Here is a 21,488-nt window from a genome sequence, read left to right as displayed (position 1 = left end):
ATGTTTGATCTTGTAGATTTCGGCGGCCACTACATCTCCTTGAGCAGCATCTACGCAGTACAGGATGAGACGGAAGATGGGGAAACCACTGGCGTGGTTTCCATTGAGTACGGCCCGCACGGCGCTCGAGCTAACTTTGAGGGAACCGCGAAGGACGTCATGCGAGTTATCGCGGCATGGCAGCGGGACAACGCGCCACGCGCCGCCGGTCAGCCCCTCTTGGCAACGGCCTAAGCCAAGTGACCACAGAAGAGTTGCCCGCCCACGCGAAAACACCGTGGAGCCGGGACGATGAATTGAATTGGGCCGCTGACCGGACGGCACTCCGCCGGCTGAAGAGGCGCGACGAGCAGCCGTCCGAGTGGCTGACGAACGAATACCGCGAGCTAAGCGCACGCCGTAAAGCGGCAGCACTGGAGAAGGCGATACGAGCCCACGCAGAGAGATCGGTGGCCCTGATGGCTACTCAGCTCACCGCTGAGCATTGCCAGGAGATAGCTGACATTCTGAGGCCTCAGCCGGAGCGATGGAACGCGAGCCGATGACTAAAGAAGAACTGCGGGCCTATGCACAAGCAAAAGTTGCCCAGCTCCCCAAGCTGACCGAACAGCAGTGTCGGCTGATTGCCCAGATACTAAGGAAGTAGGCCGCCATGCCGAAGATCACCAACGAAGAGCTACATGCCATGGCTCAGCGCATCGTAGATGCAATGCCTGACCCTTCACCGGAGCAGTGCCGCAAGGTTGCCGCCGTTCTCAATGCGGCTAGAGTGCCGCAGATTGCGCCCCATGAGGATGCCCGCGTGATGGCCGAAGAGGAATTACGCGCCGATGCAGAGGCGTGGCTGGCGAAGCCGCCGCCTCTGACTGAAGAGCAGAGTCGCATCATCTATGAAGCACTGCGGAAGTAGCCGGCTATGGCGAAGGTAACCACCGATGAGCTGCAGGCCATGGTAGACCGCGCGGTTGACGAGCTCCCAGAGCTCTCTGCCCAGCAGTGCCGCAGGGTCGCCGCCGTCCTGCATGCGAGTGGAGCGCTGCGCTGATGGCCGATAACGCTATGCTAAGCCGCCAGGAAGTCGCAGACAGGCTAGGAGTCAGTAAGCAGTGGCTCATTCGCAACGCGGAACAGGGACCGGATTACTACAAACTGCCTGGCGGAACCATTCGGTACGGCGAGGCTGATCTAACTGCCTGGCTAAAGCAGCGGAAGGTGAGCAGCTAATGACCTTGCTGACAAGGCAGGAGGTAGCGGAGCGCCTAGGAGTCAGCACGAGATGGCTTATCCGCAACGCCAGCGACGGTCCGACCTACTACAGGCTGCCAGGCGGGATGATCCGCTACCGTGAAACCGATCTGGAGGACTGGCTAAAGCAGCGGCGGGTTGCCGACTAGCTCGCGTTTGGAGCTGAAGACAGGGGACCCGACCAACAGTCTGGAATGATGAAAGGCATGGATAGCTTAATCACTTGGGAAGGCATCGTTGCCACAGCCGCACTGGTCGTCTCCCTATACAACTTGAGACAGGCGAAGCGCGCTCCGCTAAGAGCCCGACAGCGGGAACTGCGAGACCAGCTCCGGCTTATGCTCGAGGACTTTGCAGCGCAGGTGAAACTGCTGATGAACGGCATCCGAGCCGGCCAACCCGACCTCCCCAACGGTGTGGAGATACACGCCTCCACACAAAAGATGACAGAGCTCGCCAAGCGAATGACCAATAACCACGATGGCAGGATCGGCATGGTTGTCGCTGAACTAGTTTCGGTATCGGCTGGATTGTCCGTACTAGCCTCAGCGCGCGTGCTCCACGCTGTCCAGGAACACAGTGCGCCACCGCCTGCTGTCAGCGTGGATATGGCAATTAAAGACCTCGACGACGCGTGCAAGGCCGCTGCAGCCGTGATCGCCAAGGAGATCAAAGAACTGAACCGTCTTGAATCGGCGTAAGTGACGGAACGACAGAACGCTCCACTACTCCGCTAGCTCGTTAGCTGGAGCCTCGCTGTTTCACAGGCGCTTAGAACGGCTGCGTCAAGCATGCGAGCGCCGTCACAACTCGGGGCCGAGCCCCGGAGTTGAAAATGATCACGGGCAGCCTGAGGACCATTCTTGCCGCGTCCATGTACCCGCTGAATGTGACGCTGTTCATGTAGAGACAGTCTCATGAAGCTCGATGACCAGTGACACCGCATGCACCGCATCTTTCGGATGCGCTGTGCGCCGTTCTAACGGCCTTAGAATCAATAAGGCTCCAACTACCCGCCTAGGGCCTCCTGAGCCGTCAGGGGCCATTTAGGCGGGCTAAGGGCCAAGACTCCTGCGTCAGGCTCAGGTCACACTCGACTTCGCCCCTACAGCCCCAGGCAAAATGCGGCGCTTCGAGCCTCTGGCATGCGCTGAACGAAGTATTGAGCGCTGCATGCGTAGCCCATGGCCGACAATTCGTCTATATGACGCGGCGGAAGGCGTCTGCCTCCCCTTGCCCCCGCTATCCAATAACTATCCACTATCCGAGGAATCGCTAAGAAAAGCAGGGAATGCACAGCGGCTGATTTCTGTCAATCAGCCTCTTCTGACTGTCAATGAAATAGGCCCGATTCCCTTTGTTTGCAAGGGAACCAGGCCTATTTGTACAGGTAGGGCTACTCGGACTTGAACCGAGGACCTTAGGATTATGAGTCCCGCGCTCTAACCAGCTGAGCTATAGCCCCCCGCCCTTGCCAGCGTGGTCCGAAGAGGACTTCAGCTTCAGCAGGGCAAAAACACTCTAGCAAACAGTGGCGGGCATCAAGACCACGCAGCCAGGACGCCGGACCCCGGCCAGGCTGGAGCGGGCAGCCGCCAGATCGCTGTCAGACGGCCTTGTCGTCGTAGGTTGCACCCCGGTAGAGGTCCTCGAAGGTCTGCAGCGTTCCCTCGATGCTGTGCGGTTCAACCATCCGCCGGCTGGCCTGGCCCATGGCCGCCCGTTCGTCGGCCGGAAGCTGCAGGATCCGGGTGATCTTGGCTGCGAGGTCGTCGCTGTCGTTGGGGGTGAACAGATAACCGTTCTCGCCGTCGCGCACCAGGTGCGGCAGCGCCATGGCATCCGCCAGCAGGACGGGCGTGGAGGCAGACATGGCCTCAAGGGTCACCAGGGACTGAAGCTCGGCGGTCCCCGGCATGCAGAACAGATCCGCCTTGATGTAGGCCTCTCGGAGGTCTTCATCGCTGGCCAGTCCCAGGAATTTAACCCGTTCCCCCAGTCCGAGCCGTTCTGCCTGCGCTTCAAGAGCCGCGCGGACTTCGCCGCCACCCACGATCTGAAGGTGGACGTTGAGCTCCGCGGGCGTCTTGGACACGGCATTGATCAGCACGTCCACGTGCTTTTCCTCGGCCAGGCGCCCCGCGAAGACCACTGTTGGATGGGCGTGCGGTTCGATAACTTCGCCTGGCTGCAGCTCGTAGGCTGCGGAGTCGATGCCGTTGGAGAGGGGCAGTACCTTATGCAGGAAAGCGTGCTGGTGCATGGCCTTGGCAGCCAGGGGTGTGGGCGTGGTGACCACGTCAGCCTGGCCCATGACCTTGCCCATGTCCTTCCAGGAGATCTTGCCGATGATGTCCTTGAACCACTGCGGGAACGGCAGGAACGGGTTGAGGTTTTCCGGCATGAAGTGGTTGGTGGCCACAATTCTGATGCCCCGCTTCGCCGCTTCGTAGAGGACGTGCTCGCCGATCATGTAGTGGCTCTGGATGTGCACTACATCGGGCTTGATCCGATCGAAAAGGAGGCCGATTTCCTTCTTGATTTCCCAGGGGAAGCAGATGCGGAAGTATTCGTGGGTGAAGACCCCGTGCGAGCGGAGCCGGTGCACGGTCGCCTCGGAGCGGAACTCGGTGAAGCTCGCGCCGTTGTCCGCGCGGCAGGCCAGCACATGCACATTGTGGCCTCGGGCTGTCATACCCTTCGCGAGCCGGTAGCTGAACTGGGCGGCCCCGTTGATGTGGGGCGGATAGGTATCCGCGGCAATCAGTACCGTCAAGGGTCGCTGGTCAGAGGGCGTTGTCACGTGGAGAGCTCCTGAAGGTCACGGTGCGGGCAGCTGTCGCTGGCTTCACCGGTGGGCCGCCAGCGCGGTAGCGCGGGGCCTCTTAGTGAAAATCGGCTGGTCATAAACATGGTCTAGTCGGGAAAACAGGCTAGTGGGACGCCCTGCCCGCCGCCTTCCGCGCTTCTTTCCTGCGCTTGGTGACCTCGGGATGGTGCCTGGAAAGGGCGATCACCCCCACGATAGCAAGCGAAGCAGCCGTGGCCATGGCAATCGCCATCACGGCGTGGACGTCCGGGCGCAGCTCACCCAGGATCACGATGCCGATGGCGATGCCCACGATCGGGTCGATGACCGTCAGCCCGGCGATGACCAGGTCCGGCGGGCCGCCCGAGTAGGCGCTCTGCACAAACCAGGAACCCAGGCCGCCGGCCGCCACGATGGCTACCACCGAATACCACTGGACATTGAGCAGTGCCAGCCCGTTGGGATCCAGCAGGTGCTTGCCGATGATGCGTGTCAGCACCGCGACGAAGCCGAAGAGAACGCCGGCGCCGAGGATGTAGACAAACGCGCTCATCCGGTTCCGGAACATGGCTGCCAGGGTGCCGAAAACGCCGACGGCCAGTGCCAGCAGCAGCACAATGGTGAGTTCGTCCTCCTGGCTCACGTGGTGGTTTTCCTGGGTCACGTTGACGGCGAGGAGAACAAAAAGTGCGGAGCCGGTAACACAGCCGGCAATGGACACCATGGTGGCCCGGTTGATGGTGATGTCCTGGTCCCGGGCGTTCACTACGGTGGTAATGACCAGGGCAATGGCACCGATCGGCTGCACTACCGTCAGCGGCGCGGAGACCAATGCCACCGCGTTCATTCCCATCCCGACGCACAGCAGGAGAAGTCCCAGCACCCACCGCGGATTGCGCAGCAGACGGAGGAAGCCGTTTGAACTCAGTGCCAGCCCGCCGGTATCGGCTTTGACTGCACTCCCCTGCTTCTGCGCTCCGAAGGCAAGGCAGAACGCACCAAGCACCGCTAGCAGAACCGCCACCCACACCATCAGGCGGTGCCGCCGTTGTGATGGGACTGCTGACGGCCCTTCCGCAGAATGGCCCAGAAATAGTTGTACGCGGCAATCCAGTGGCCGGCGAGCCCAAGTCCCAGCACGATCCAGGCCGCAATGTACAGCGGCCCGGCAAAGGGGGTGTCCAAACGCGACAGGACCAGCAGTGGAGTGCCCAGAAGCAGGAGTCCGGTGCGGACCTTGCCCACGCGGCTCACCGGCAGGTCCGGATGGCCGCCGAAGTAGGTGAGGGTCAGTACCAGGAGCACGGCGTCGGGCACCAGGAGTGCGGCCAGGTACAGCCAATGGACGACGCCGGCAATCACCAAGGTGACCGCCACCGCGATCAGGGCAAGCCGGTCAGCCAGCGGGTCCATGACCCGTCCCAGCTTGGACGCCTGGTCGAAGCGGCGGGCCACATAGCCGTCGATCCAATCGGTTCCCGCCATAACCACCAGAACCACAACGGCGGTCCCGTACTCCTTCTGGGCCAGGACCAGCCAGACAAAAAGCGGCACGCCCATAAAGCGCAGCACCGTCAGGGCATTGGGAATTGTGAAGACGCGGTCATGATCAATCTGGGGGCGGCCGGGCCGCGCGCCAGCGCCGATGAACCTCAATCCGTCCCCCCTTCCATAGCGCCCAGTGTGATGTGTGTGTTGTTAGGGGTTCCGCAGCAGCCTGCGCAGGAGCACCACAAAGATCGTTGCGGAGGCCGCAAGGGCGGCAAGCGGCTTCCAGCGCGCACCCGCGCCGTCCGGGGAGCCGGAGAAGGCAGCGAACTTCTGGCCGGCCGCGGCCGCGCCGTGCTCAACGGCGGCCTTGCCTTCCTCCAGTTTTTCCTTGGCAGCGCCCAGCAGGAACATGGCCTGCGGCTTGAGGTCGAGTTCGGTATCCAGTTCGTCGCGGACCTGGGCCAGGTGGCGACGGCGCTGGTCCAGGCGGCGGTGAAGCTCGGGCTCGGACGCATGCGGGAATTCCTGCTTGTGCGCCGCGGCCTTGGCTTCCTTCTCGGCCTTGGCCTTCACGGCAGCTTCGTCCTTAGCAGCCTTGGCGGCCTTGGCCTCCGGGCTTGCCGGATCGAGCAGCGCGACGTTAAAGTCAGAGCCTTCCTTGGCGATGCCGAGATCGTGTTTGATCCCGCGGATGGTCTCTGCAGGCAGCAGGGGCATGGCCTGCTTGAATTTACGGAGGCCGATCAGGGCACCGATGAGGGCGATGACCAGGAACAGGGCGCAAACCAGCAGTGCGGCCAGCCACGACGGCATGATGGTGGCCAGGCCCATAATGGCGGCCACGATCAGGCCAACCACCAGGAATGCCACAAAAATAAGCGCGACGGCGAAGAAAGCGGCGGCGACGCCTACCTGGACGCCCTTGCGCTTAAGCTCGATCTTGGCAAAGGCGATTTCGTCGTTGAGTTGGCGGGGGGCCAGGCGAAATAGCAGTTTCAGCGTCCTGGGCAGCGCGGTGATCCGCAATCCCTGGCTGGTGCGCCCGGTGTGACGTCCGCTCATCGGTTCCCGCCTAACTTGTTGCGTAGTCTGCTGCCTGGTCGATTCGGCATTCGTGTGTTGCGGGAGCCCGCGGCAGCACGGTCCCGCCCTCAAAACTATCATTCAGGGTCCGGGCAAAGTTCCGGGTTGGCCGCACGGCGCGCCCGCAACCCGGGAAAGTTGGTACTTCCGGGCCTAGGATTGATCTCCGTGACCATTCACTCGAATCCGGGCGATGCGCTGACTCGCCGCCGGAAACTGCTGTACATCCTCCTCCTCGGTGCGCTCACCGCATTGGGCCCGTTCACGATCGACCTGTACCTGCCTGCGTTCCCGGCCCTGGAAGCGAGCCTCGGGGTCACCGAGGCCCAGGTCCAGCTGACCCTGGCCGGCACCACCGTGGGCTTTGCCCTCGGCCAGCTGGTGGTGGGCCCGTTCAGCGACAAGTTCGGCCGCCGGCTCCCGCTGATCCTGGCGACGGCCCTGCACATCGCCTCCTCCGTGGGAGCAGCCCTGTCCACAGACATCTCCACACTGGGCCTCTTCCGTGTCCTTATGGGCGTGGGCGCTGCCGGCGGCGGTGTGGTGGCCATGGCAATGGTGCGGGACTTGTTCTCCGGCTATGCCATGGTCCGGATGTTCTCGCGTATGGCCCTGGTGAACGGGCTGGCGCCTATCCTTGCCCCAGTGATCGGCTCGCAGCTGCTCCTGGTAATGCCGTGGCCGGGAATCTTCGTGTTCCTGGCCGGCTACGGCACCCTGGTGATCATCGCGGCCCTCGTCCTGGTCCGCGAAACGTTGCCACCGGAGAAGCGCGGCCTGACCGGCATGACCGCCGGCCAGCGCTACAAGGTTCTGTTCACAGACCGGATCTTCGTGGGCCTGCTGGTGGTGGGCGGCATGAACTTCGCAGGCCTCTTCACGTACCTGTCCGCGTCACCGTTCCTGTTCCAGGACATCTTCGGGTTCTCGCCGCAGGAATACGGCCTGTTGTTCGGGATCAATTCCCTGGGCATTGTGGCCGGCGTCCAGATCAGCTCCAGGCTCATCCGCGTTGTCCCGCCCCAGTGGATCCTTGCCTGTTCCACTGCCTGGATGTTCCTCATGGCCCTGCTGATTGTGGTCTTTGACCAGGCCGGCCTGGGTCTTTGGGGCGTGATGGTCCCGCTCTGGTTCTACATCATGGGCGCAGGCTTCACGTTCCCCTGCGTCCAGGTGCTGGCTTTGAGCAGCCACGGCGCCCAGGCCGGGACAGCGGCATCCCTCCTGGGTGCCGCGACCTTCCTGATGGCCGGCCTGGTGTCACCGGTGGTGGGGTGGCTGGGCATCACCAGCTCCACCCCCATGGGCGCCGTGCAGGCCGCATGCATACTGGTGGCGATAGCGGGGCTATGGCTGGTCGTCAGGCCCCGCACCGTGCCCTCGATCCATTGAACCCCTTCGGTCACTGATGAAACGCATGCAACGCAAGCCGCACCGCAACCCCCGGGGACTGTTCCTCGGGGCGGTGCTTGGCGGCGTCGCCGGTTACTTCCTTGGGCGCGTGTTCGGCAACGGTGCCATCGGCATCATCCTCGGTGCGCTGGCGGGTGCTGCCCTGCTGTACCGGGTTAATCCGGGGCCCTGGAACCGCCCCTAGCTGCAGGCACTAAGACCCGGCGCCAAATCCCGGGCCACAGGGAGGGGCCCTCCCCCTCCCGCCCTGGAGCTTTCCCACGATAAAATAAATCTGTGCCCAGCTGGCAGTTCTCCTCGCCGCCCCCGGCCACATGGCAACGTTGCGACTCAGGCATTTTGCCCATGTGGTGGGACCGGTTGTGCGCCCAAACCGGCCAGCAGTCTGCGGCCCTCTACGCTGCCGGACTCTTCACGGAAGACCGGCGGCGGCCCATCGCGCAGTGGTTCAACGCCGCCTTCAACGCTGCCCTGCTGGTGGCCCCGGAGACGTCGCCTGAATGGCCGGTGCAGCGGTTCGGCATCTTCTACGCGCCGCCGGCCTCCGGCTTCGTCCGGGTGCACTCAGCACCCCATGAGTGGCATCCGCGGGAACCCCGCAAGTTCCCCACCGAACAGGACGCCTTCCGCGCGGCCATTGCCGAGGCTGAGTGCTTCCTACAAGTGGAAATGGACTTTGTCTGAGTGCAAAAGATCCCCGCCCTCACAGAGAGGACGGGGATCTTTTGTTTGTTTGCTCCTCCTGCTGGACTTGAACCAGCAACCCTTCGATTAACAGTCGAATGCTCTGCCAATTGAGCTAAGGAGGAATGAAGCAGGTATGACCTTAGCAAAGGTTTCCCGGGAATGGGAAATCGGCGGCAGCACAGTCTCAAATACCCTCCCCGGGTATAAAAAAATCCCCGTTCCGGAGACCCGGAACGGGGATTGTGCGCTCCTCCTGCTGGACTTGAACCAGCAACCCTTCGATTAACAGTCGAATGCTCTGCCAATTGAGCTAAGGAGGAATGAAGCGGGTACCAGCCTAGCAAACACCCAGCGGGGAAACGAAATCGGAGTGAAGTCGGCGCGTTCTAGGCGTCCGAGCGCAGTGCCCGGCGCTCCATTTCGAGCATCATCAGTTCACGCTGCAGCTGCTGGATCCGTTCGTGTTCGGAGCCTGGGTCAAGGCGCTGAAGCTGGCTCATCTTGTCCGCCTTCACGCGCGTAATCTGGAGTTCAAACAGCGCCGTGAGAATGCCTTTGCCGTACTTCTGGACTCCCTCGACGGTGCTCGCGGGCAGCGGCACCACGGACAGTTCGGACACCAGCGGCCGCAGGGGTTCCGGGACTTCCTCCATCACCTGGCTCACCCAGCGCGCGGGGTCGCCGATCAGCTCGGGGCCGGAGGCACGCATCGCATCGTGCACGGCCAGGAAGGCGGGCGTGATGAACCGGGCCCCGGAAAAGCGCTCCCAGATGCCGCCGCCCAGGAGGGCGGGCTCCTGCAGCGCCACTTCCAGTGCCTGCCGCTCCATGGAGGCCACAGGGTCCCGGGGGTCGGGCCGCTGGTAGGAAGGGACAGCACCCGACGTCGGGCCGGCAGCCACGCCGGGCCCGCCCGCCTGCCCGGACCCCGGCTGGGCGGACCCCAGCTGAGCCGCCGTACCGGCTCCTGAGGGCGTCCCAGGTGCAGCCGGCCCGCCTGCGGCGGCACGCTTCATGGCGACGCCAACGGCCCGGCTGACATCTTCAACCGAGATGCCCAGCCAGCCGGCCAGTTCCCGGGCATACTCGGGCCTGATGGCTGCGTCGCGGATCTGGGCCACCACCGGAGCCGATTCCCGCAGCGCGGCCACCCGGCCCTCCACGGTGTCCAGGTTGTGGCGCCTAAGCGTGGCCTTGATGGCAAACTCGAACAGCGGCCGGCGCGTGGCGATCAGGTCCCGCACGGCGGCGTCGCCCCTGCTTTGGCGAAGGTCGCAGGGGTCGGCCCCGGTGGGCTCCACAGCCACATAGGTCTGGGCAGTGAAGCGCTGGTCTTCCTCGAAGGCGCGCAGTGCCGCCTTCTGACCGGCGGCGTCACCGTCAAAGGTGAAGATGACCTCTCCCCCGCTGCCGTCGTCGGAGAGCAGGCGCCGGGCGATCTTAATGTGCTCGGTGCCGAACGCCGTCCCGCAGGTGGCCACCGCCGTCGGGATTCCCGCCAGGTGGCAGGCCATCACGTCCGTGTATCCCTCCACCACCACGAGTTGGCGGTCCTTGGCGATACTGCGCTTGGCGAGGTCGATCCCGTAAAGCACCTGGGACTTCTTGTAGAGCGTGGTCTCGGGGGTGTTGAGGTATTTGGGGCCTTGGTCGTCCTCATATAGCTTGCGGGCGCCGAAGCCGATGGTGTCGCCGGCGATGTCGCGGATGGGCCAGATCAGGCGGCCCCGGAAACGGTCATAGATTCTCTGCTGGTTACCGGGTCCCCCGGCGGAGAACATCCCCGTCAGTTTCAGCTCCTGGTCCGTGAAGCCACGTCCGCGCAGGTGCTTCAGCAGCGCGTCCCAGCCCTGCGGCGCGTAGCCGACGCCGAACTGCTCCGAGGCGGCGCGGTCAAAGCCGCGGCCGAACAGGAAGTTCCGGCCTTCGGCGGCGCCGGGCGTCAGCAGCTGGGCGCGGAAGAATTCATCGGCGATTTTATGGGCGTCCAGGAGGCGCTGGCGCTTGCCTACTTCCTCGCGGTTGGGGCCGGTGCCGCCATCTTCATAGCGCAGCTCGTAGCCGATGCGGGCAGCCAGCTTCTCCACAGCCTCATGAAATGAGGTGTGGTCCTGTTTCTGCACAAAGGCGATGACGTCGCCGTCTTCGCCGCACCCGAAGCAGTGGTACCTGCCCACCTGGGGGCGCACGGTGAACGACGGCGACCGTTCGTCGTGGAAGGGGCACAGGCCCTTGTAGGTTCCCAGCCCGGCACCCTTGAGGGTGACGTAGCCGTCAACCACTTCCTTGATGTCCGTGCGCTGGCGTACTTCGTCTATGTCTTCACGTTTGATCAGGCCAGCCACAGAGCCATCCTAGTCCCGGGGCATAACAGTGAAGGCCGCCGTATGGCGTCCGTCACCACAGCGACGGCAGGCTCCCCACGAGTCGCTCGTACATTGCCAGCGCCGACCCGTCTGTCAGCGACGCCACCTGGTCGATGACCACCCTGAGGCGTGCGCCGTCGTCGGGCGCGTCCCGCCAGTCAGCCGCGAACATCGGCTCCAGATGACGGTCCCCCGTGGCGCTCAGGGCCGTGACCAGCGCGTGCAGCACCTCGCGCTGGCGCTCGTAGATGGGCTGGCGGTGCTCAGTGGTCATCACAAACGTGGTGGCCAGGCCCTTCATCACCGCGATCTCCATGACCGTCTCGTCCGGGACCATCAGCTCGGCGCTGTACCGGGTGAGGTTTTCCGGGCCGTAGACGGCGCGGGTGCTCTCCAGGGCGCTCTGGCAGAACCGGCCGATCAGCTGGCTGGTCATGTTCTTCAGGGCCGCCATGGATTTGCGGCTGCCGTCGGCCTCGCGGACCCACACGTCGGTGGCTTCCAAACGGGCCAGGGCGGCGTCGATCGCGGCGGGGTCGTTGTGCGGGAGGTACCACTGCTTGGCGTAGCCCACCACACGGGCCCGGTGGTCCGGGTTATCCATCCAGCGCAGCTGGAAGTGCCCGGCCACGATCGCGTCCTCGACATCGTGCACGGAATAGGAAATGTCGTCGGCCAGGTCCATGACCTGCGCCTCCAGACACGAGCGGCGCTCCGGCGAACCCTCCCTGATCCAGTTGAAGATGGGCAGATCGTCCTCGTAGGCGCCGAATTTACTGGTGCGCTGCCCGTGGATCACCGGCGCGTTCAGCGCGGACCAGGGGTATTTCGCCGCCGCGTCCAGGCTGGCCCTCGTGAGGTTCAGGCCGGCCGGGCGTCCGTCGGCGGCAAGTACCTTGGGCTCCAGCCGGGTGAGGAGCCGGAGGGTCTGGGCGTTGCCTTCGAAACCGCCGATGGCATGTGCCACCTCGTTCAGGGCGGACTCGCCGTTGTGGCCGAAGGGCGGGTGTCCCAGGTCATGGCTCAGGCAGGCGGTGTCCACCACATCCGGGTCACAGCCCAGGGCGCGGCCCAGTTCCCGGCCCACCTGGGCAACTTCGAGGCTGTGGGTCAGGCGGGTGCGGACGAAGTCATCCGTATCCGGGGCCACCACCTGCGTTTTCGCGCCGAGCCGGCGCAGTGCCGAGGAGTGCAACACGCGGGCGCGGTCCCGCTCAAAATCGGAGCGGTAGTTGTTTTTGGGTGGTTCCTCCACCCAGCGGGCGGAATCGTGGGCCTCGTAGCCGGGCAGGGCCTGTGCCGTGGTGCGCGTCTCAGCCACCGGAAACATCCAGTTCCGCGGCGGAGATGTCCTGGGACTGCGCGGCGTTCAGCGCACGGGATTCCAGCCAGTCCTTGGGCAGCGCCGGCTTCTTGGGCGATCCTGCCCTGCCGCGGGGGCCTTCGGCATCCACCCCGGGGTACGGCGAGTCCAGGTCCAGCTGGTCCAGGGTCCCCCGCAGCACCTCCAGGCTGGTCACCATGGCCAGTTTGGTCCGTAATTCGCTGCCCACCACATACCCTTTGAAGTACCAGGCCATGTGCTTGCGGATCTCCCGCAGGGCCTTGCCCTCATCACCGAAGGTTTCCACCATCAGCTCAGCGTGCCGGTAGACGCTCTCGGCCACCTTGTGCAGGTCCGGTTTGTGGCGGACGTCGCTTCCTTCGAAGGCCGCCATGAGGTCGCCGAACAGCCACGGGCGTCCCTGGCAGCCGCGGCCCACCACCACGCCGTCCACGCCGGTTTCCCGGACCATGCGGACGGCATCTTCAGCGGACCAGATGTCGCCGTTACCCAGGACGGGGATGTCCGGCAAGGCTTCGCGCAGGCGGGCGATCGCAGACCAGTCGGCCTGGCCGGAGTAGAACTGCGCCGCGGTGCGGCCGTGAAGCGCGACGGCGGCCACCCCGGCATCGCGGGCGATCCGGCCGGCGTCGAGGTACGTCAGGTGGTCATCGTCGATGCCTTTGCGCATCTTGATGGTCAGCGGGACATTGCCCTTGGACGCTTCCTTGACCGCGGTCTGGACGATCGAGGTGAAGAGATCGGTCTTCCAGGGCAGGGCGGACCCGCCGCCGCGCCGGGTCACCTTGGGGACGGGGCAGCCGAAGTTCAGGTCGATATGGTCGGCACGGTCTTCCTCCACCAGCATCCGGACGGCGGCGCCCACGGTCACCGGGTCAACGCCGTACAGCTGGACGGAGCGGACTTTTTCGTCGTCGCCGTGCGAGATGATGCGCAGCGATTCGGGGGTGCGTTCCACGAGGGCGCGCGAGGTGACCATCTCCGCCACGTACAGGCCGCCGCCGTATTCACGGCACAAACGACGAAAAGCGGAGTTGGTGATGCCCGCCATAGGAGCCAGGATCACGGGGGTGTCCACCGTGATGGGGCCCAGCTTCAGGGGCGGGAGTTCCAGCTTGGGGGCGGGAGGCGTTGCGGTAACAGTCACCTGTCCATTGTCGCAAAGGCGGGCAAATCGGCGGGCCACACGGTTCTTGGGTCCCTGGCTTCGGCCAGCTGCGGTTCAGCCGCGGTCTGCCCGGCGTCCCCTCCGGGTGATGGCGGGATCGGCGGAATCCTCCGTGGACTGCCGTGACCGCCTCTCGAAGGCGGCCGCTGCCAGCGCACCGGTATCGCCGACGTCGTCCGCGTTGATGGCGGCGGCGCCCGAGGTGCCTCCGGGGCGGGGGCGGTCTTCGTCCGGGACGCCGACGGCGGGCTGACCCGCCGTCCGGACGCCGGTGGCCTTGACCACCAGCACGGCGATCAGGGTGGTCACAGGGATGGCGAGGACCAGGCCGATGGAGCCGACGAGCGTGCGGATGACTTCCTCGGACAGCTCGGCGCTGGTCAGGGTGTCCCCCAGCGGCCGGTCATACAGCATCACAATGATCAGGATGGGCAGGGCTGCGCCGGCGTAGGCGAACGCGATGGTGTAGACCGTGGAAGCAATGTGGTCCCGGCCGATCCGCATGGCGGAGGTGAAGAGCTTGCGGGCGCTGGTGCCTGGAGCCAACTCGTAGAGTTCCCAGACGGCGGACGATTGCGTGATGGTGACATCGTTCAGGACACCGAGCCCGGAGATGATGAGGCCGCAGAGGATTACCCCGGAAATGGAGATGTTGGCCGAGGTATTGATCAGGGTGGTTGCATCGTGGCTGCCCACGCCGGCCAGGTTGGCGGCGTCGGTGGCCCAGGCCGCGAGCAGCGCCGTGATGCCCAGGCCGAACATGGTCCCCAGCAGCGCCGTTGATGTCCTGGCGGAGAAGCCGTGGGCAAAATACAGGACCCCGATCATGATCACCGTTGATCCCACCAGGGCCAGCAGCAGCGGAGGCTTGCCCTCCACCAGCCCGGGCAGCATAAAGCCGGCAAGCACGAAATACGCGCCCACCAGCCCCAGCAGTGCCCGGAGTCCACGCCAGCGCGCCACCGCGATGACCACCAGGGCGTAGAGGAGCGCCAGGAACACGATGGGCAGGGTCCGGACGAAGTCAACGAAAATGAAGGCCGGGGAGCCTTGCGACGCCGCGGCGCCCGGGGCGTTGGAAAGGTTCAGGTACCTGATCTGGTCACCCGGTTTCACGCCGTGGGATTGTGCCACTTCCGGGTTGATCACCACTTTGACGGGGCTGCCGCCCTGGTCCGGCTGCGTAAAGGCAAACATGCACTCGGAGCCGGCCGGGGCGGGCTGGCCGCTGGTGTCCGGGGACTGGCCGGGGGCGGTGGTGCCCTGCATGCAGCTTTCTTCCACGACACTCTGGATCTTGCCGGTATCGAACGTGACGCCGGGGGCCGCCGAATAGGGGCTGGCTAGGGAGATGCCGTCCCTGGACCCGGACGGCCACAGCATGGCCATGCCAACCAGGGTCAGAAGCGTCAGCGGCACCAGCACGGCTGCCAGGATGCGGTTTGCTTTCCGCCGGGCAGCAATCGCCTGGGCCGTCGGCTCCGAATGATCTGTTGAAACGTGGGTGTGACCGGAGCCCATCAGCAGTTGAACCTCATACGTTGAACTCTACGTCCGGCGCCTTAGGGTTAATAAATGGCAGGAACCGGGAGGAACTACGCGTGACGGACCGCAGCACTGAATTCCACACCAACGAACCTGCTGCGAGGCGGGAGGCGGCGCTCACTGTGCTGCCGGCCGCCGGGCCAACGCGGGGCGTGGCGCTGGTCCTGCACGGGGGCAAGGCACACAGCTTTGAGCCCGTGGAGGCCCGCCATCTGAGCCCGCTGCGCATGGTCACGTTCGCCCGGCACCTGCACCGTGCCGGCAAGGACCATGGGCTCGCCGTGTGGTCCTTGCGGAACAGCGTGCGTGGCTGGAACGGGCCGGACATGTCTGCGCTGCAGGATGCCCGCTGGGCCCTCCAGCAGATCAGTGCGCAGCACCCTGGGGTTCCGGTGTATCTGGTGGGCCACTCCATGGGCGGCCTCACCGCCGTGACTGCCGCGGACCATCCGCACGTGGACGCCGTAGTGGCGCTGGCCCCGTGGCTCAGCCCGGAAACCCCCGCCACCACGCTCACGGGACGCAAGGTCCTGATTGTCCACGGCACCGGAGACCACATGACCAGCCCGTCCCAGTCCTTGGCGTTCGGGCGCCGCGCCGCGGGTGTGGCAGCGTCCATGCAGTATGTTTCGCTGCACGGCACCGGGCACTTTATGGTCCGCCGCGGCGGGCTGTGGCACGCGTTGGCCACCGGTTTCGTGATGAAGGCTTTCGCCGAGCGCACCGGATTCACAGAATCGGCCTCGGGCACGCTGGCCGAACTGGTGCCCCGCTCCGCCGCTGAAGTGGCCCTGTGAGCACTTTTCCCTGGCCGGAGTTCGCCGCGTCACTTCCCTGGACGGCGCTGGCGGTCCTGGCGGTCCTGGGGCTGACGTTTGGTGTGGCCGTGCGGCAGGGCCGGCATTCGGTGATGGACGTCGCGTGGGGCCCGGGCTTCGTCGCCGTGGCCGTGGTGTCCTGGTTCCTGTCCGCCGGATCTGGCGATGACACCCGCAGGTTCCTGTTGCTTCTCCTGACGGCCGTTTGGGGGTTGCGGCTCGGTGGCCACATTGGGTGGCGGGCGCGCGACGGACACGAGGACCCGCGGTACAAGGCCCTGCTGGATCCTGCGCCCGGATCCAGGAACGCCTATGCGCTCCGCCGTGTCTACCTGCCCCAGGGTGTGGTCATGTTCTTTGTGTCCCTGACGCTGCAGGTGGGTATGTTTTCCACCGGCGCTGTGGGGTGGGTGGCCGTGCTCGGCATCCTGCTGTGGGTGACGGGGTTTGTGTTTGAAACCGTGGGCGACTGGCAGCTGTCCCGGTTCAAGAAGGACCCGTCCCGCCGCGGCACGGTGCTGGATACCGGTTTGTGGCGGTACACCCGGCATCCCAATTATTTCGGTGATGCAGCTATCTGGACGGGGCTGTTCCTCATCGCCGCAGACTCCTGGCCGGGCATCCTGACCATCCTGGCACCGGCGCTGATGGTGTGGACGCTGGCGGGGAAGACCGGGAAGCCCTTGACGGAAAAGGCGATGTCCGGCCGGCCCGGTTACCGGGAATATGTCGAAGCGACCAGCGGCTTCATCCCGTGGCCGCCCAAACGCCGGTGACCGCCTCCGACCAAAACTGGGTCGCAGAAGGTGTCGTTATGAGCGCTCAAAACGACACCTGCTGCGACCCAGTTGGGAGGGGCTGTGCGTCAGTCCGAGACGACCAGCGTGTCAGCGCCGGCCTGGCGAGCCTTGCCGGATTCCAGCAAGGGCTCGACGGCGGCGCGCAGCGCGGCCATCGAATCGTCCAGTTCCAGCATCACCGGGTGCTGGTACGCGAGGAGCGAGAGCAGATCACGGACCGCGGCTGCGGCGTCCTCCGCTGCCAACGCGGGTTCGTGGCCGACAAACACATCCGTGGCCTTGGCGCCCTGGGCCGAGGCGTCCGCCGCCGGGTCCTGAGCCGCTTCCGCATAGCTCACCGCAAAGGCGCGGATCCGGCCCTTCTTGCTGGGCGAAACCCCGGCGCCGAAGGCGGATCCGGGCTCGGCGCGCAGCACAAGCGCACCGTGAGCGCCGGTGAGGTCATCCAGGAACAGCTTCTGGACCTGCCCCACCGACAGCACACCCGGCGAATCCCAGCCGTGGATCGACGTGTAGTACCGCCCCACAACGTCTGTCAGCTCAACCGAGCCGGTAGCGAGGTCCATCACGACGTCGGAACCGGCGTTTTCGTCGTTGGCCAGCCCGCCGCCGTCGTTCTTCGCAGGGAACACCGGCAGTTTCAGGGCTCCCGGCTCCACCACCACGAGGCGGGAACGCTGGATGGGCGCGAGCCCGAACGCCTCAGCGAACGCGGCGCCGGGAGTGCCTGGCTGCACCTTCGCGCGGAGCCTGGTAGCGCCCGACGGCGCCTGCTCGGCTTCGCGGCGCAGCATGGTCAGTAGCGTGGCACCGATGCCGGCGCGGCGGTGATCGCGCGCCACCTCGATGTAGGTCCACAGCCGCTCCGGGTGCAGCGAGGCTTCGTAGACGACGCCCGCCGCCACCGGAATGCCGACGCCGTCAACGACGTCCTCGGCCACGATGCAGCGGCGCCACGGGGTGCCGTCCGTACCGGCCGAGGAGACGGCCAAGGCGCCGCGGAACTGCCGGGCCTGTTCGGTCTCCGGGCCGCCCCAGACTTCCAGCAGTGTCAGGTCATCGCCCTCAAGCCATTCGCGGTATTCGATGGCCATGCTCAGGCGCCGATCAGGCGGGCGGCCAGGTAGCCTTCCACCTTGTCCAGCGAGACGCGTTCCTGGCTCATGGTGTCGCGTTCGCGGATGGTCACGGCCTGGTCCTCGAGGGTGTCGAAGTCCACGGTGATGCAGAACGGGGTGCCGATCTCATCCTGGCGGCGGTAGCGGCGGCCGATCGCGCCGGCGTCGTCGAAGTCGATGTTCCAGTTCTTACGCAGCTGCGCGCCCAGGTCCTTGGCCTTCGGCGAGAGGTCCTCGTTGCGGCTCAGCGGCAGCACCGCAGCCTTGACGGGAGCCAGGCGCGGGTCAAGGCGCAGGACGGTACGGACGTCGACGCCGCCCTTGGCGTTGGGTGCCTCGTCTTCGGTGTACGCATCCACCAGGAACGCCATGAAGGAACGGGTCAGGCCGGCGGCCGGCTCGATCACGTACGGGGTGTAGCGCTCGTTGGTGGCCTGGTTGAAGTAGCTCAGGTCCTGGCCGGAAGCCTTGGAGTGCGTGGAGAGGTCAAAGTCGGTGCGGTTGGCGATGCCTTCGAGCTCGCCCCATTCGGAACCCTGGAAGCCGAAGCGGTATTCGATGTCCGTGGTGCCCTTGGAGTAGTGGCTCAGCTTTTCCAGCGGGTGTTCGAAGAAACGCAGGTTCTCCTCACGGATGCCCAGGCCGGTGTACCAGGACATACGCTCCTTCATCCAGTACTGGTGCCAGTCTTCATCCGTGCCAGGCTCAACGAAGAATTCCATTTCCATCTGCTCGAACTCACGGGTGCGGAAGATGAAGTTGCCGGGCGTGATCTCGTTGCGGAAGGACTTGCCGATCTGGCCGATGCCGAACGGCGGCTTCTTGCGGGATGTGGTGAGGACGTTGCTGAAGTTCACAAAAATGCCCTGGGCCGTTTCCGGGCGCAGGTAGTGCATGCCTTCCTCGTTGGCCACCGGGCCGAGGAAGGTCTTGAGCAGGCCGGAGAATTCCTGGGGTTCGGTCCATTCGCCGCGGGTGCCGCAGTTGACGCAGGCAATGTCCTTGAGGCCGTTCTCGGCGGGGCGGCCCTTCTTTTCCTCGTACTCTTCCTCGAGGTGGTCCGCACGGTACCGCTTGTGGCAGGAAAGGCACTCAACGAGCGGGTCCGAGAAGACGTCAACGTGCCCGGAGGCCTCCCATACCTGGCGGGGCAGGATGACTGAGGAATCCAGGCCCACCACGTCCTCGCGGCCGCGGACCATGGACTGCCACCACTGGCGCTTGATGTTTTCCTTCAGCTCAGCGCCGAGGGGTCCGTAGTCCCAGGCAGAGCGCGAGCCTCCATAGATTTCACCGGCCTGGAACACAAAACCCCTTCGTTTGGAAAGGGAAATGACCTGGTCGAGTACGGATTTTGCTGCCATGGTGGACTCCAATTTCTACAGGGCCGCTGGGTGCGGTCCGCGGGTATCTGGCCCCGCTGCACGTGCGTGCGTCACCGCTGGGTGCGGGCGGGGCGGGCGAAGGAACAAGATGCAGAGAACTGCGTGTCCTAGCCTACCGGCCGCTGCCTCGGGAAGGCGCCCGGCGAAGGCGCTTACCTCCGGAAGGCTCCCCGCGGCCACGGCAGTGTGGCCAGGATGATGGCCGCCAGGGTAAGCATTGTGCCCAGGACGGTGGCCGGGGCCACGATGCTCCCGGGGGCCGGCACCAGGAGGTCCAGCCCCAGCGAGCCCAAAAGCTGTCCGGCGATCATGCCGAGCCCGGTCACCAGCACTCCCAGGCTGCGCACCAGCAGCGCACCCAGGCCGATGAACACGCAGCCCATGGGCCCGCCCAGGTAGTACCACCACTCGGCCGGCAAGGGATTGCCCGGCCCAAACGCAGCCACCTTGATGGCCAAGGCAATCCACAGGAACACCGCGCCGGCCACGAAGTTCACCAGCGTGGCTGCGATCGGCGACCCGTAGTGGACCGTTGCCGTCCCGTTCATGGCCTGTTGAAAGCTCATCAGGAACCCCGCCAGGACAGGGAGGATCAACGGCAAGATCAAGGTCTCCACCCCTCCGCCGCCCCCAGCAGAAGCGCCCGGGGAACCCGGCGAGCCGGCCAGCCGCGGCGAAACCGCCCAGGCGACGGCGGCAACCGTCAGCACGCAGCCAATGACCCGCATGGGAGTCACGGCCCTCTTGCCGGCAGGCCCGATGCCCAGCCGGTCCACCAACAGCCCGCTCAGCGTTTGCCCGGTCACGGCGGCGACGGTAAACAGCGCAACGCCCAGGATGCCCACTGTGAAGGACTGCGCGAAGACAAAAAGGGCACCGATGCCGCCTGCCAGCACATACGCGGGCGGGAACGCCCGGGTCCGGACCGCCGGCAGGATCCTGGCCAGGCCGGCACGGCCGCTGGGCAAGATCAGGGAGATCAGGATCATCACTACCAGGCCGGTACTGAACCCCACCACGGCCGCGGCGATGCCGTCGTTGAGCCGGACGCCCAGGGCGCCGTTGATCCGGCCCTGGACCGGAATTGCCAGCCCCGCACCGACGGCCAGCGGGAGCCCCGCGAACCGCGGCAGCCGTGGGGTGTGGGTCATTGGATTCACCTTCCGTCAGGCATTATTACTTGTATGAGCAACCAGGACATTCAAGAGATCCCCATCCGCGACAGCATGATCCGGCTCGGCCAGCTCCTGAAGCTCGCCAGCCTGGTGGAGGACGGCGTGGAGGCCGCTGAGCTGATCAAGAACGGACTCGTCAAGGTCAACGGCGAGATCGAGGACCGCCGCGGACGCCAGCTGCACAACGGCGATACCGTCACCGCCAACGGGCAGACCGTCAAGGTCGTGGCCCCCGAAGCCTGATCCTCGGGCCTGACTCGGCGAGTACAACATCAGCGGCCGGCGGCACTGTGGCGCCGGCCGCCGTCGTACGTTTATTTGTTCAGCACCTCGTGCGTCAGGAACTCGGAGACGTGCCCGATTTCCTGCTGGTTGATGCCGTGCCACATGCCCGCGTAGAGCACCTTGGTGAGCTTGACGTGCCCACGCACCCAGCCCATGGTGTACTCGATTTTGTCCGCGGTGATCACGGGGTCCTGCTGGTCCCGGCCCCAGAAGAGCGGCACTGTGCCGTCCAGTTCGCCATCCTTGAAGGTGGGGTCGCCGTCCGCGTTGACCACAAAACCTGAAAGCCCTACGACGGCGGCATAGCCAGCGGGGCGCTGCCGGAGCAGCGTGGTGGCCATGGCCATTCCCATGGAAAAGCCGAGCAGCGTCACCGTCGGGTGGTCGGCTTTGACGGTGTCAATCCAGTCCTGCACGTACACGGCTGCGGCTTTGACGGCACCGAGCGTGTATTCGATGGAGGCCGTCAGGGGGAACCACATAAATCCGGGGCCGGTAACAAGGGGCGCCCGGAGTGAGGCAACAACAAAATCCTCGGGAAGCATATCCGCCAGGCTCAGCAAGTCCTGCTCGTTGGCGCCGTAGCCGTGCAGCAGCACCAGCAGCGGCTTTCCGGAGCGCTGGTCCTCCGGCCGGGACCACAGGACAACAGGGGCGGGAAATACTTCGGCGTCAGTCATGGTTTCCATTCTTACAGCTACCCGGTGGTAACTACCTACGGTGGCGTAGCTTGTGAGGGAAGAGGCAGGATAGGA

24 protein-coding genes and 3 tRNA genes are annotated in these 21,488 nt (G+C 65.1%); 12 read left to right on the top strand and 15 right to left on the bottom strand.

Annotation, left to right across the window (positions count from 1 at the left end; translation table 11 throughout):
* The 6 genes from ACZY1F_RS06780 (at position 1) to ACZY1F_RS06755 (ending at position 1,946) form a co-directional block, all read left to right on the top strand.
* On the top strand, positions 1–234 hold the full coding sequence (locus tag ACZY1F_RS06780) for a hypothetical protein (RefSeq protein ID WP_463940993.1): 234 nt from the start codon (positions 1–3) through the stop codon (positions 232–234).
* A gap of 418 nt (positions 235–652) precedes the next feature.
* Positions 653–910 carry a hypothetical protein gene (locus tag ACZY1F_RS06775; RefSeq protein WP_463940992.1) on the top strand — a complete coding sequence of 86 codons (258 nt, stop codon included), beginning with the start codon at positions 653–655 and terminating at the stop codon, positions 908–910.
* A 6-nt stretch (positions 911–916) separates the two neighbouring features.
* Positions 917–1,045 carry a hypothetical protein gene (locus ACZY1F_RS06770; protein ID WP_463940991.1) on the top strand — a complete coding sequence of 43 codons (129 nt, stop codon included), beginning with the start codon at positions 917–919 and terminating at the stop codon, positions 1,043–1,045.
* Positions 1,045–1,224 (top strand): helix-turn-helix transcriptional regulator, encoded by a 180-nt coding sequence (locus tag ACZY1F_RS06765; protein ID WP_463940990.1) that lies wholly within the window; start codon positions 1,045–1,047, stop codon positions 1,222–1,224. The genes ACZY1F_RS06770 and ACZY1F_RS06765 overlap by 1 nt, the downstream gene beginning before the upstream one ends.
* Complete coding sequence (locus tag ACZY1F_RS06760) at positions 1,224–1,394, top strand: helix-turn-helix transcriptional regulator (RefSeq protein WP_463940989.1); 171 nt, start codon at positions 1,224–1,226, stop codon at positions 1,392–1,394. Before ACZY1F_RS06765 ends, ACZY1F_RS06760 begins: the two co-directional genes overlap by 1 nt.
* Before the next feature lie 57 nt (positions 1,395–1,451).
* On the top strand, positions 1,452–1,946 hold the full coding sequence (locus tag ACZY1F_RS06755; protein ID WP_463940988.1) for a hypothetical protein: 495 nt from the start codon (positions 1,452–1,454) through the stop codon (positions 1,944–1,946).
* Between the two features lie 690 nt (positions 1,947–2,636).
* Here the strand turns inward: ACZY1F_RS06755 and ACZY1F_RS06750 are convergent.
* The 5 genes from ACZY1F_RS06750 to ACZY1F_RS06730 all read right to left on the bottom strand — a co-directional run bounded on the left by ACZY1F_RS06750 (position 2,637) and on the right by ACZY1F_RS06730 (position 6,607).
* Positions 2,637–2,710: transfer RNA gene (locus ACZY1F_RS06750), tRNA-Ile, on the bottom strand.
* Between the two features lie 141 nt (positions 2,711–2,851).
* Positions 2,852–4,048: a glycosyltransferase gene (locus tag ACZY1F_RS06745; RefSeq protein WP_463940987.1), complete on the bottom strand. Its 1,197-nt coding sequence runs from the start codon at positions 4,046–4,048 to the stop codon at positions 2,852–2,854.
* Between the two features lie 130 nt (positions 4,049–4,178).
* Complete coding sequence (locus ACZY1F_RS06740; protein WP_463940986.1) at positions 4,179–5,087, bottom strand: DMT family transporter; 909 nt, start codon at positions 5,085–5,087, stop codon at positions 4,179–4,181.
* A complete protein-coding gene (locus ACZY1F_RS06735; protein ID WP_463940985.1) occupies positions 5,087–5,710 on the bottom strand; it encodes a CDP-alcohol phosphatidyltransferase family protein in 624 nt (207 codons plus the stop codon). Before ACZY1F_RS06735 ends, ACZY1F_RS06740 begins: the two co-directional genes overlap by 1 nt.
* Before the next feature lie 42 nt (positions 5,711–5,752).
* Complete coding sequence (locus tag ACZY1F_RS06730) at positions 5,753–6,607, bottom strand: phage holin family protein (protein ID WP_463940984.1); 855 nt, start codon at positions 6,605–6,607, stop codon at positions 5,753–5,755.
* Between the two features lie 189 nt (positions 6,608–6,796).
* Here ACZY1F_RS06730 and ACZY1F_RS06725 point away from each other — a divergent pair, with 189 nt between their 5' ends.
* The 3 genes from ACZY1F_RS06725 to ACZY1F_RS06715 all read left to right on the top strand — a co-directional run bounded on the left by ACZY1F_RS06725 (position 6,797) and on the right by ACZY1F_RS06715 (position 8,725).
* Complete coding sequence (locus ACZY1F_RS06725; protein ID WP_463940983.1) at positions 6,797–8,020, top strand: multidrug effflux MFS transporter; 1,224 nt, start codon at positions 6,797–6,799, stop codon at positions 8,018–8,020.
* 25 nt (positions 8,021–8,045) lie between these two features.
* Positions 8,046–8,225, top strand: coding sequence for a hypothetical protein (locus ACZY1F_RS06720; RefSeq protein WP_463917333.1), 180 nt, complete (start codon positions 8,046–8,048; stop codon positions 8,223–8,225).
* Positions 8,226–8,317: 92 nt separating this feature from the next.
* Positions 8,318–8,725: a hypothetical protein gene (locus tag ACZY1F_RS06715; protein WP_463940982.1), complete on the top strand. Its 408-nt coding sequence runs from the start codon at positions 8,318–8,320 to the stop codon at positions 8,723–8,725.
* Between the two features lie 52 nt (positions 8,726–8,777).
* On the opposite strand, the gene ACZY1F_RS06710 is transcribed toward ACZY1F_RS06715, so the two are convergent.
* The 6 genes from ACZY1F_RS06710 to ACZY1F_RS06685 all read right to left on the bottom strand — a co-directional run bounded on the left by ACZY1F_RS06710 (position 8,778) and on the right by ACZY1F_RS06685 (position 15,128).
* Positions 8,778–8,850: transfer RNA gene (locus ACZY1F_RS06710), tRNA-Asn, on the bottom strand.
* Positions 8,851–8,975: 125 nt separating this feature from the next.
* Positions 8,976–9,048, bottom strand: a tRNA-Asn gene (locus ACZY1F_RS06705).
* Between the two features lie 66 nt (positions 9,049–9,114).
* Positions 9,115–11,073: a DNA primase gene (gene dnaG, locus ACZY1F_RS06700; protein WP_463940981.1), complete on the bottom strand. Its 1,959-nt coding sequence runs from the start codon at positions 11,071–11,073 to the stop codon at positions 9,115–9,117.
* A gap of 52 nt (positions 11,074–11,125) precedes the next feature.
* Positions 11,126–12,424, bottom strand: coding sequence for a deoxyguanosinetriphosphate triphosphohydrolase (locus tag ACZY1F_RS06695; RefSeq protein WP_463940980.1), 1,299 nt, complete (start codon positions 12,422–12,424; stop codon positions 11,126–11,128).
* Positions 12,408–13,586, bottom strand: coding sequence for a tRNA dihydrouridine synthase DusB (gene dusB / locus ACZY1F_RS06690; protein ID WP_463940979.1), 1,179 nt, complete (start codon positions 13,584–13,586; stop codon positions 12,408–12,410). Before dusB ends, ACZY1F_RS06695 begins: the two co-directional genes overlap by 17 nt.
* Before the next feature lie 75 nt (positions 13,587–13,661).
* Positions 13,662–15,128: a YibE/F family protein gene (locus tag ACZY1F_RS06685; protein ID WP_463940978.1), complete on the bottom strand. Its 1,467-nt coding sequence runs from the start codon at positions 15,126–15,128 to the stop codon at positions 13,662–13,664.
* A gap of 80 nt (positions 15,129–15,208) precedes the next feature.
* Here ACZY1F_RS06685 and ACZY1F_RS06680 point away from each other — a divergent pair, with 80 nt between their 5' ends.
* Entirely contained in the window at positions 15,209–15,949 is a 741-nt protein-coding gene (locus ACZY1F_RS06680) for an alpha/beta hydrolase (protein WP_463940977.1), read from the top strand.
* Positions 15,946–16,746 carry a DUF1295 domain-containing protein gene (locus ACZY1F_RS06675; RefSeq protein ID WP_463940976.1) on the top strand — a complete coding sequence of 267 codons (801 nt, stop codon included), beginning with the start codon at positions 15,946–15,948 and terminating at the stop codon, positions 16,744–16,746. The genes ACZY1F_RS06680 and ACZY1F_RS06675 overlap by 4 nt, the downstream gene beginning before the upstream one ends.
* Positions 16,747–16,835: 89 nt before the next feature.
* Here the strand turns inward: ACZY1F_RS06675 and ACZY1F_RS06670 are convergent, their stop codons facing one another.
* The 3 genes from ACZY1F_RS06670 to ACZY1F_RS06660 all read right to left on the bottom strand — a co-directional run bounded on the left by ACZY1F_RS06670 (position 16,836) and on the right by ACZY1F_RS06660 (position 20,424).
* The gene (locus ACZY1F_RS06670; protein WP_463940975.1) at positions 16,836–17,864 is read right to left on the bottom strand and encodes a GNAT family N-acetyltransferase; all 1,029 of its coding nucleotides are present in this window, start codon (positions 17,862–17,864) and stop codon (positions 16,836–16,838) included.
* 2 nt (positions 17,865–17,866) lie between these two features.
* The gene (locus tag ACZY1F_RS06665; RefSeq protein WP_463940974.1) at positions 17,867–19,252 is read right to left on the bottom strand and encodes a glycine--tRNA ligase; all 1,386 of its coding nucleotides are present in this window, start codon (positions 19,250–19,252) and stop codon (positions 17,867–17,869) included.
* Positions 19,253–19,425: 173 nt separating this feature from the next.
* Positions 19,426–20,424 (bottom strand): DMT family transporter, encoded by a 999-nt coding sequence (locus ACZY1F_RS06660; RefSeq protein WP_463940973.1) that lies wholly within the window; start codon positions 20,422–20,424, stop codon positions 19,426–19,428.
* 33 nt (positions 20,425–20,457) lie between these two features.
* On the opposite strand from ACZY1F_RS06660, the gene ACZY1F_RS06655 reads away from it, so the two are divergent.
* Positions 20,458–20,691 (top strand): RNA-binding S4 domain-containing protein, encoded by a 234-nt coding sequence (locus tag ACZY1F_RS06655; protein WP_463940972.1) that lies wholly within the window; start codon positions 20,458–20,460, stop codon positions 20,689–20,691.
* Positions 20,692–20,762: 71 nt separating this feature from the next.
* Here ACZY1F_RS06655 and ACZY1F_RS06650 read toward each other — a convergent pair whose 3' ends face one another.
* Entirely contained in the window at positions 20,763–21,413 is a 651-nt protein-coding gene (locus ACZY1F_RS06650) for an alpha/beta hydrolase (RefSeq protein WP_463940971.1), read from the bottom strand.
* Positions 21,414–21,488: the final 75 nt, after the last annotated feature.

The organism is Pseudarthrobacter xylosi, assembly GCF_055412765.1.
The sequence above is the reverse complement of the archived record's forward strand: the minus strand, read 5'-3'. Positions and strand labels throughout refer to the sequence as shown.

Bases quoted from the DNA above. Each gene is read 5' to 3' on its own strand.
- ACZY1F_RS06780 (WP_463940993.1), top strand. From the start codon at position 1: ATGTTTGATCTTGTAGATTTCGGCGGCCACTACATCTCCTTGAGCAGC.
- ACZY1F_RS06775 (WP_463940992.1), top strand. From the start codon at position 653: ATGCCGAAGATCACCAACGAAGAGCTACATGCCATGGCTCAGCGCATC.
- ACZY1F_RS06770 (WP_463940991.1), top strand. From the start codon at position 917: ATGGCGAAGGTAACCACCGATGAGCTGCAGGCCATGGTAGACCGCGCG.
- ACZY1F_RS06765 (WP_463940990.1), top strand. From the start codon at position 1,045: ATGGCCGATAACGCTATGCTAAGCCGCCAGGAAGTCGCAGACAGGCTA.
- ACZY1F_RS06760 (WP_463940989.1), top strand. From the start codon at position 1,224: ATGACCTTGCTGACAAGGCAGGAGGTAGCGGAGCGCCTAGGAGTCAGC.
- ACZY1F_RS06755 (WP_463940988.1), top strand. From the start codon at position 1,452: ATGGATAGCTTAATCACTTGGGAAGGCATCGTTGCCACAGCCGCACTG.
- ACZY1F_RS06740 (WP_463940986.1), bottom strand. From the start codon at position 5,087: ATGGTGTGGGTGGCGGTTCTGCTAGCGGTGCTTGGTGCGTTCTGCCTT.
- ACZY1F_RS06730 (WP_463940984.1), bottom strand. From the start codon at position 6,607: ATGAGCGGACGTCACACCGGGCGCACCAGCCAGGGATTGCGGATCACC.
- ACZY1F_RS06720 (WP_463917333.1), top strand. From the start codon at position 8,046: ATGCAACGCAAGCCGCACCGCAACCCCCGGGGACTGTTCCTCGGGGCG.
- ACZY1F_RS06695 (WP_463940980.1), bottom strand. From the start codon at position 12,424: ATGTTTCCGGTGGCTGAGACGCGCACCACGGCACAGGCCCTGCCCGGC.
- ACZY1F_RS06685 (WP_463940978.1), bottom strand. From the start codon at position 15,128: ATGGGCTCCGGTCACACCCACGTTTCAACAGATCATTCGGAGCCGACG.
- ACZY1F_RS06670 (WP_463940975.1), bottom strand. From the start codon at position 17,864: ATGGCCATCGAATACCGCGAATGGCTTGAGGGCGATGACCTGACACTG.
- ACZY1F_RS06665 (WP_463940974.1), bottom strand. From the start codon at position 19,252: ATGGCAGCAAAATCCGTACTCGACCAGGTCATTTCCCTTTCCAAACGA.
- ACZY1F_RS06660 (WP_463940973.1), bottom strand. From the start codon at position 20,424: ATGACCCACACCCCACGGCTGCCGCGGTTCGCGGGGCTCCCGCTGGCC.
- ACZY1F_RS06655 (WP_463940972.1), top strand. From the start codon at position 20,458: ATGAGCAACCAGGACATTCAAGAGATCCCCATCCGCGACAGCATGATC.
- ACZY1F_RS06650 (WP_463940971.1), bottom strand. From the start codon at position 21,413: ATGACTGACGCCGAAGTATTTCCCGCCCCTGTTGTCCTGTGGTCCCGG.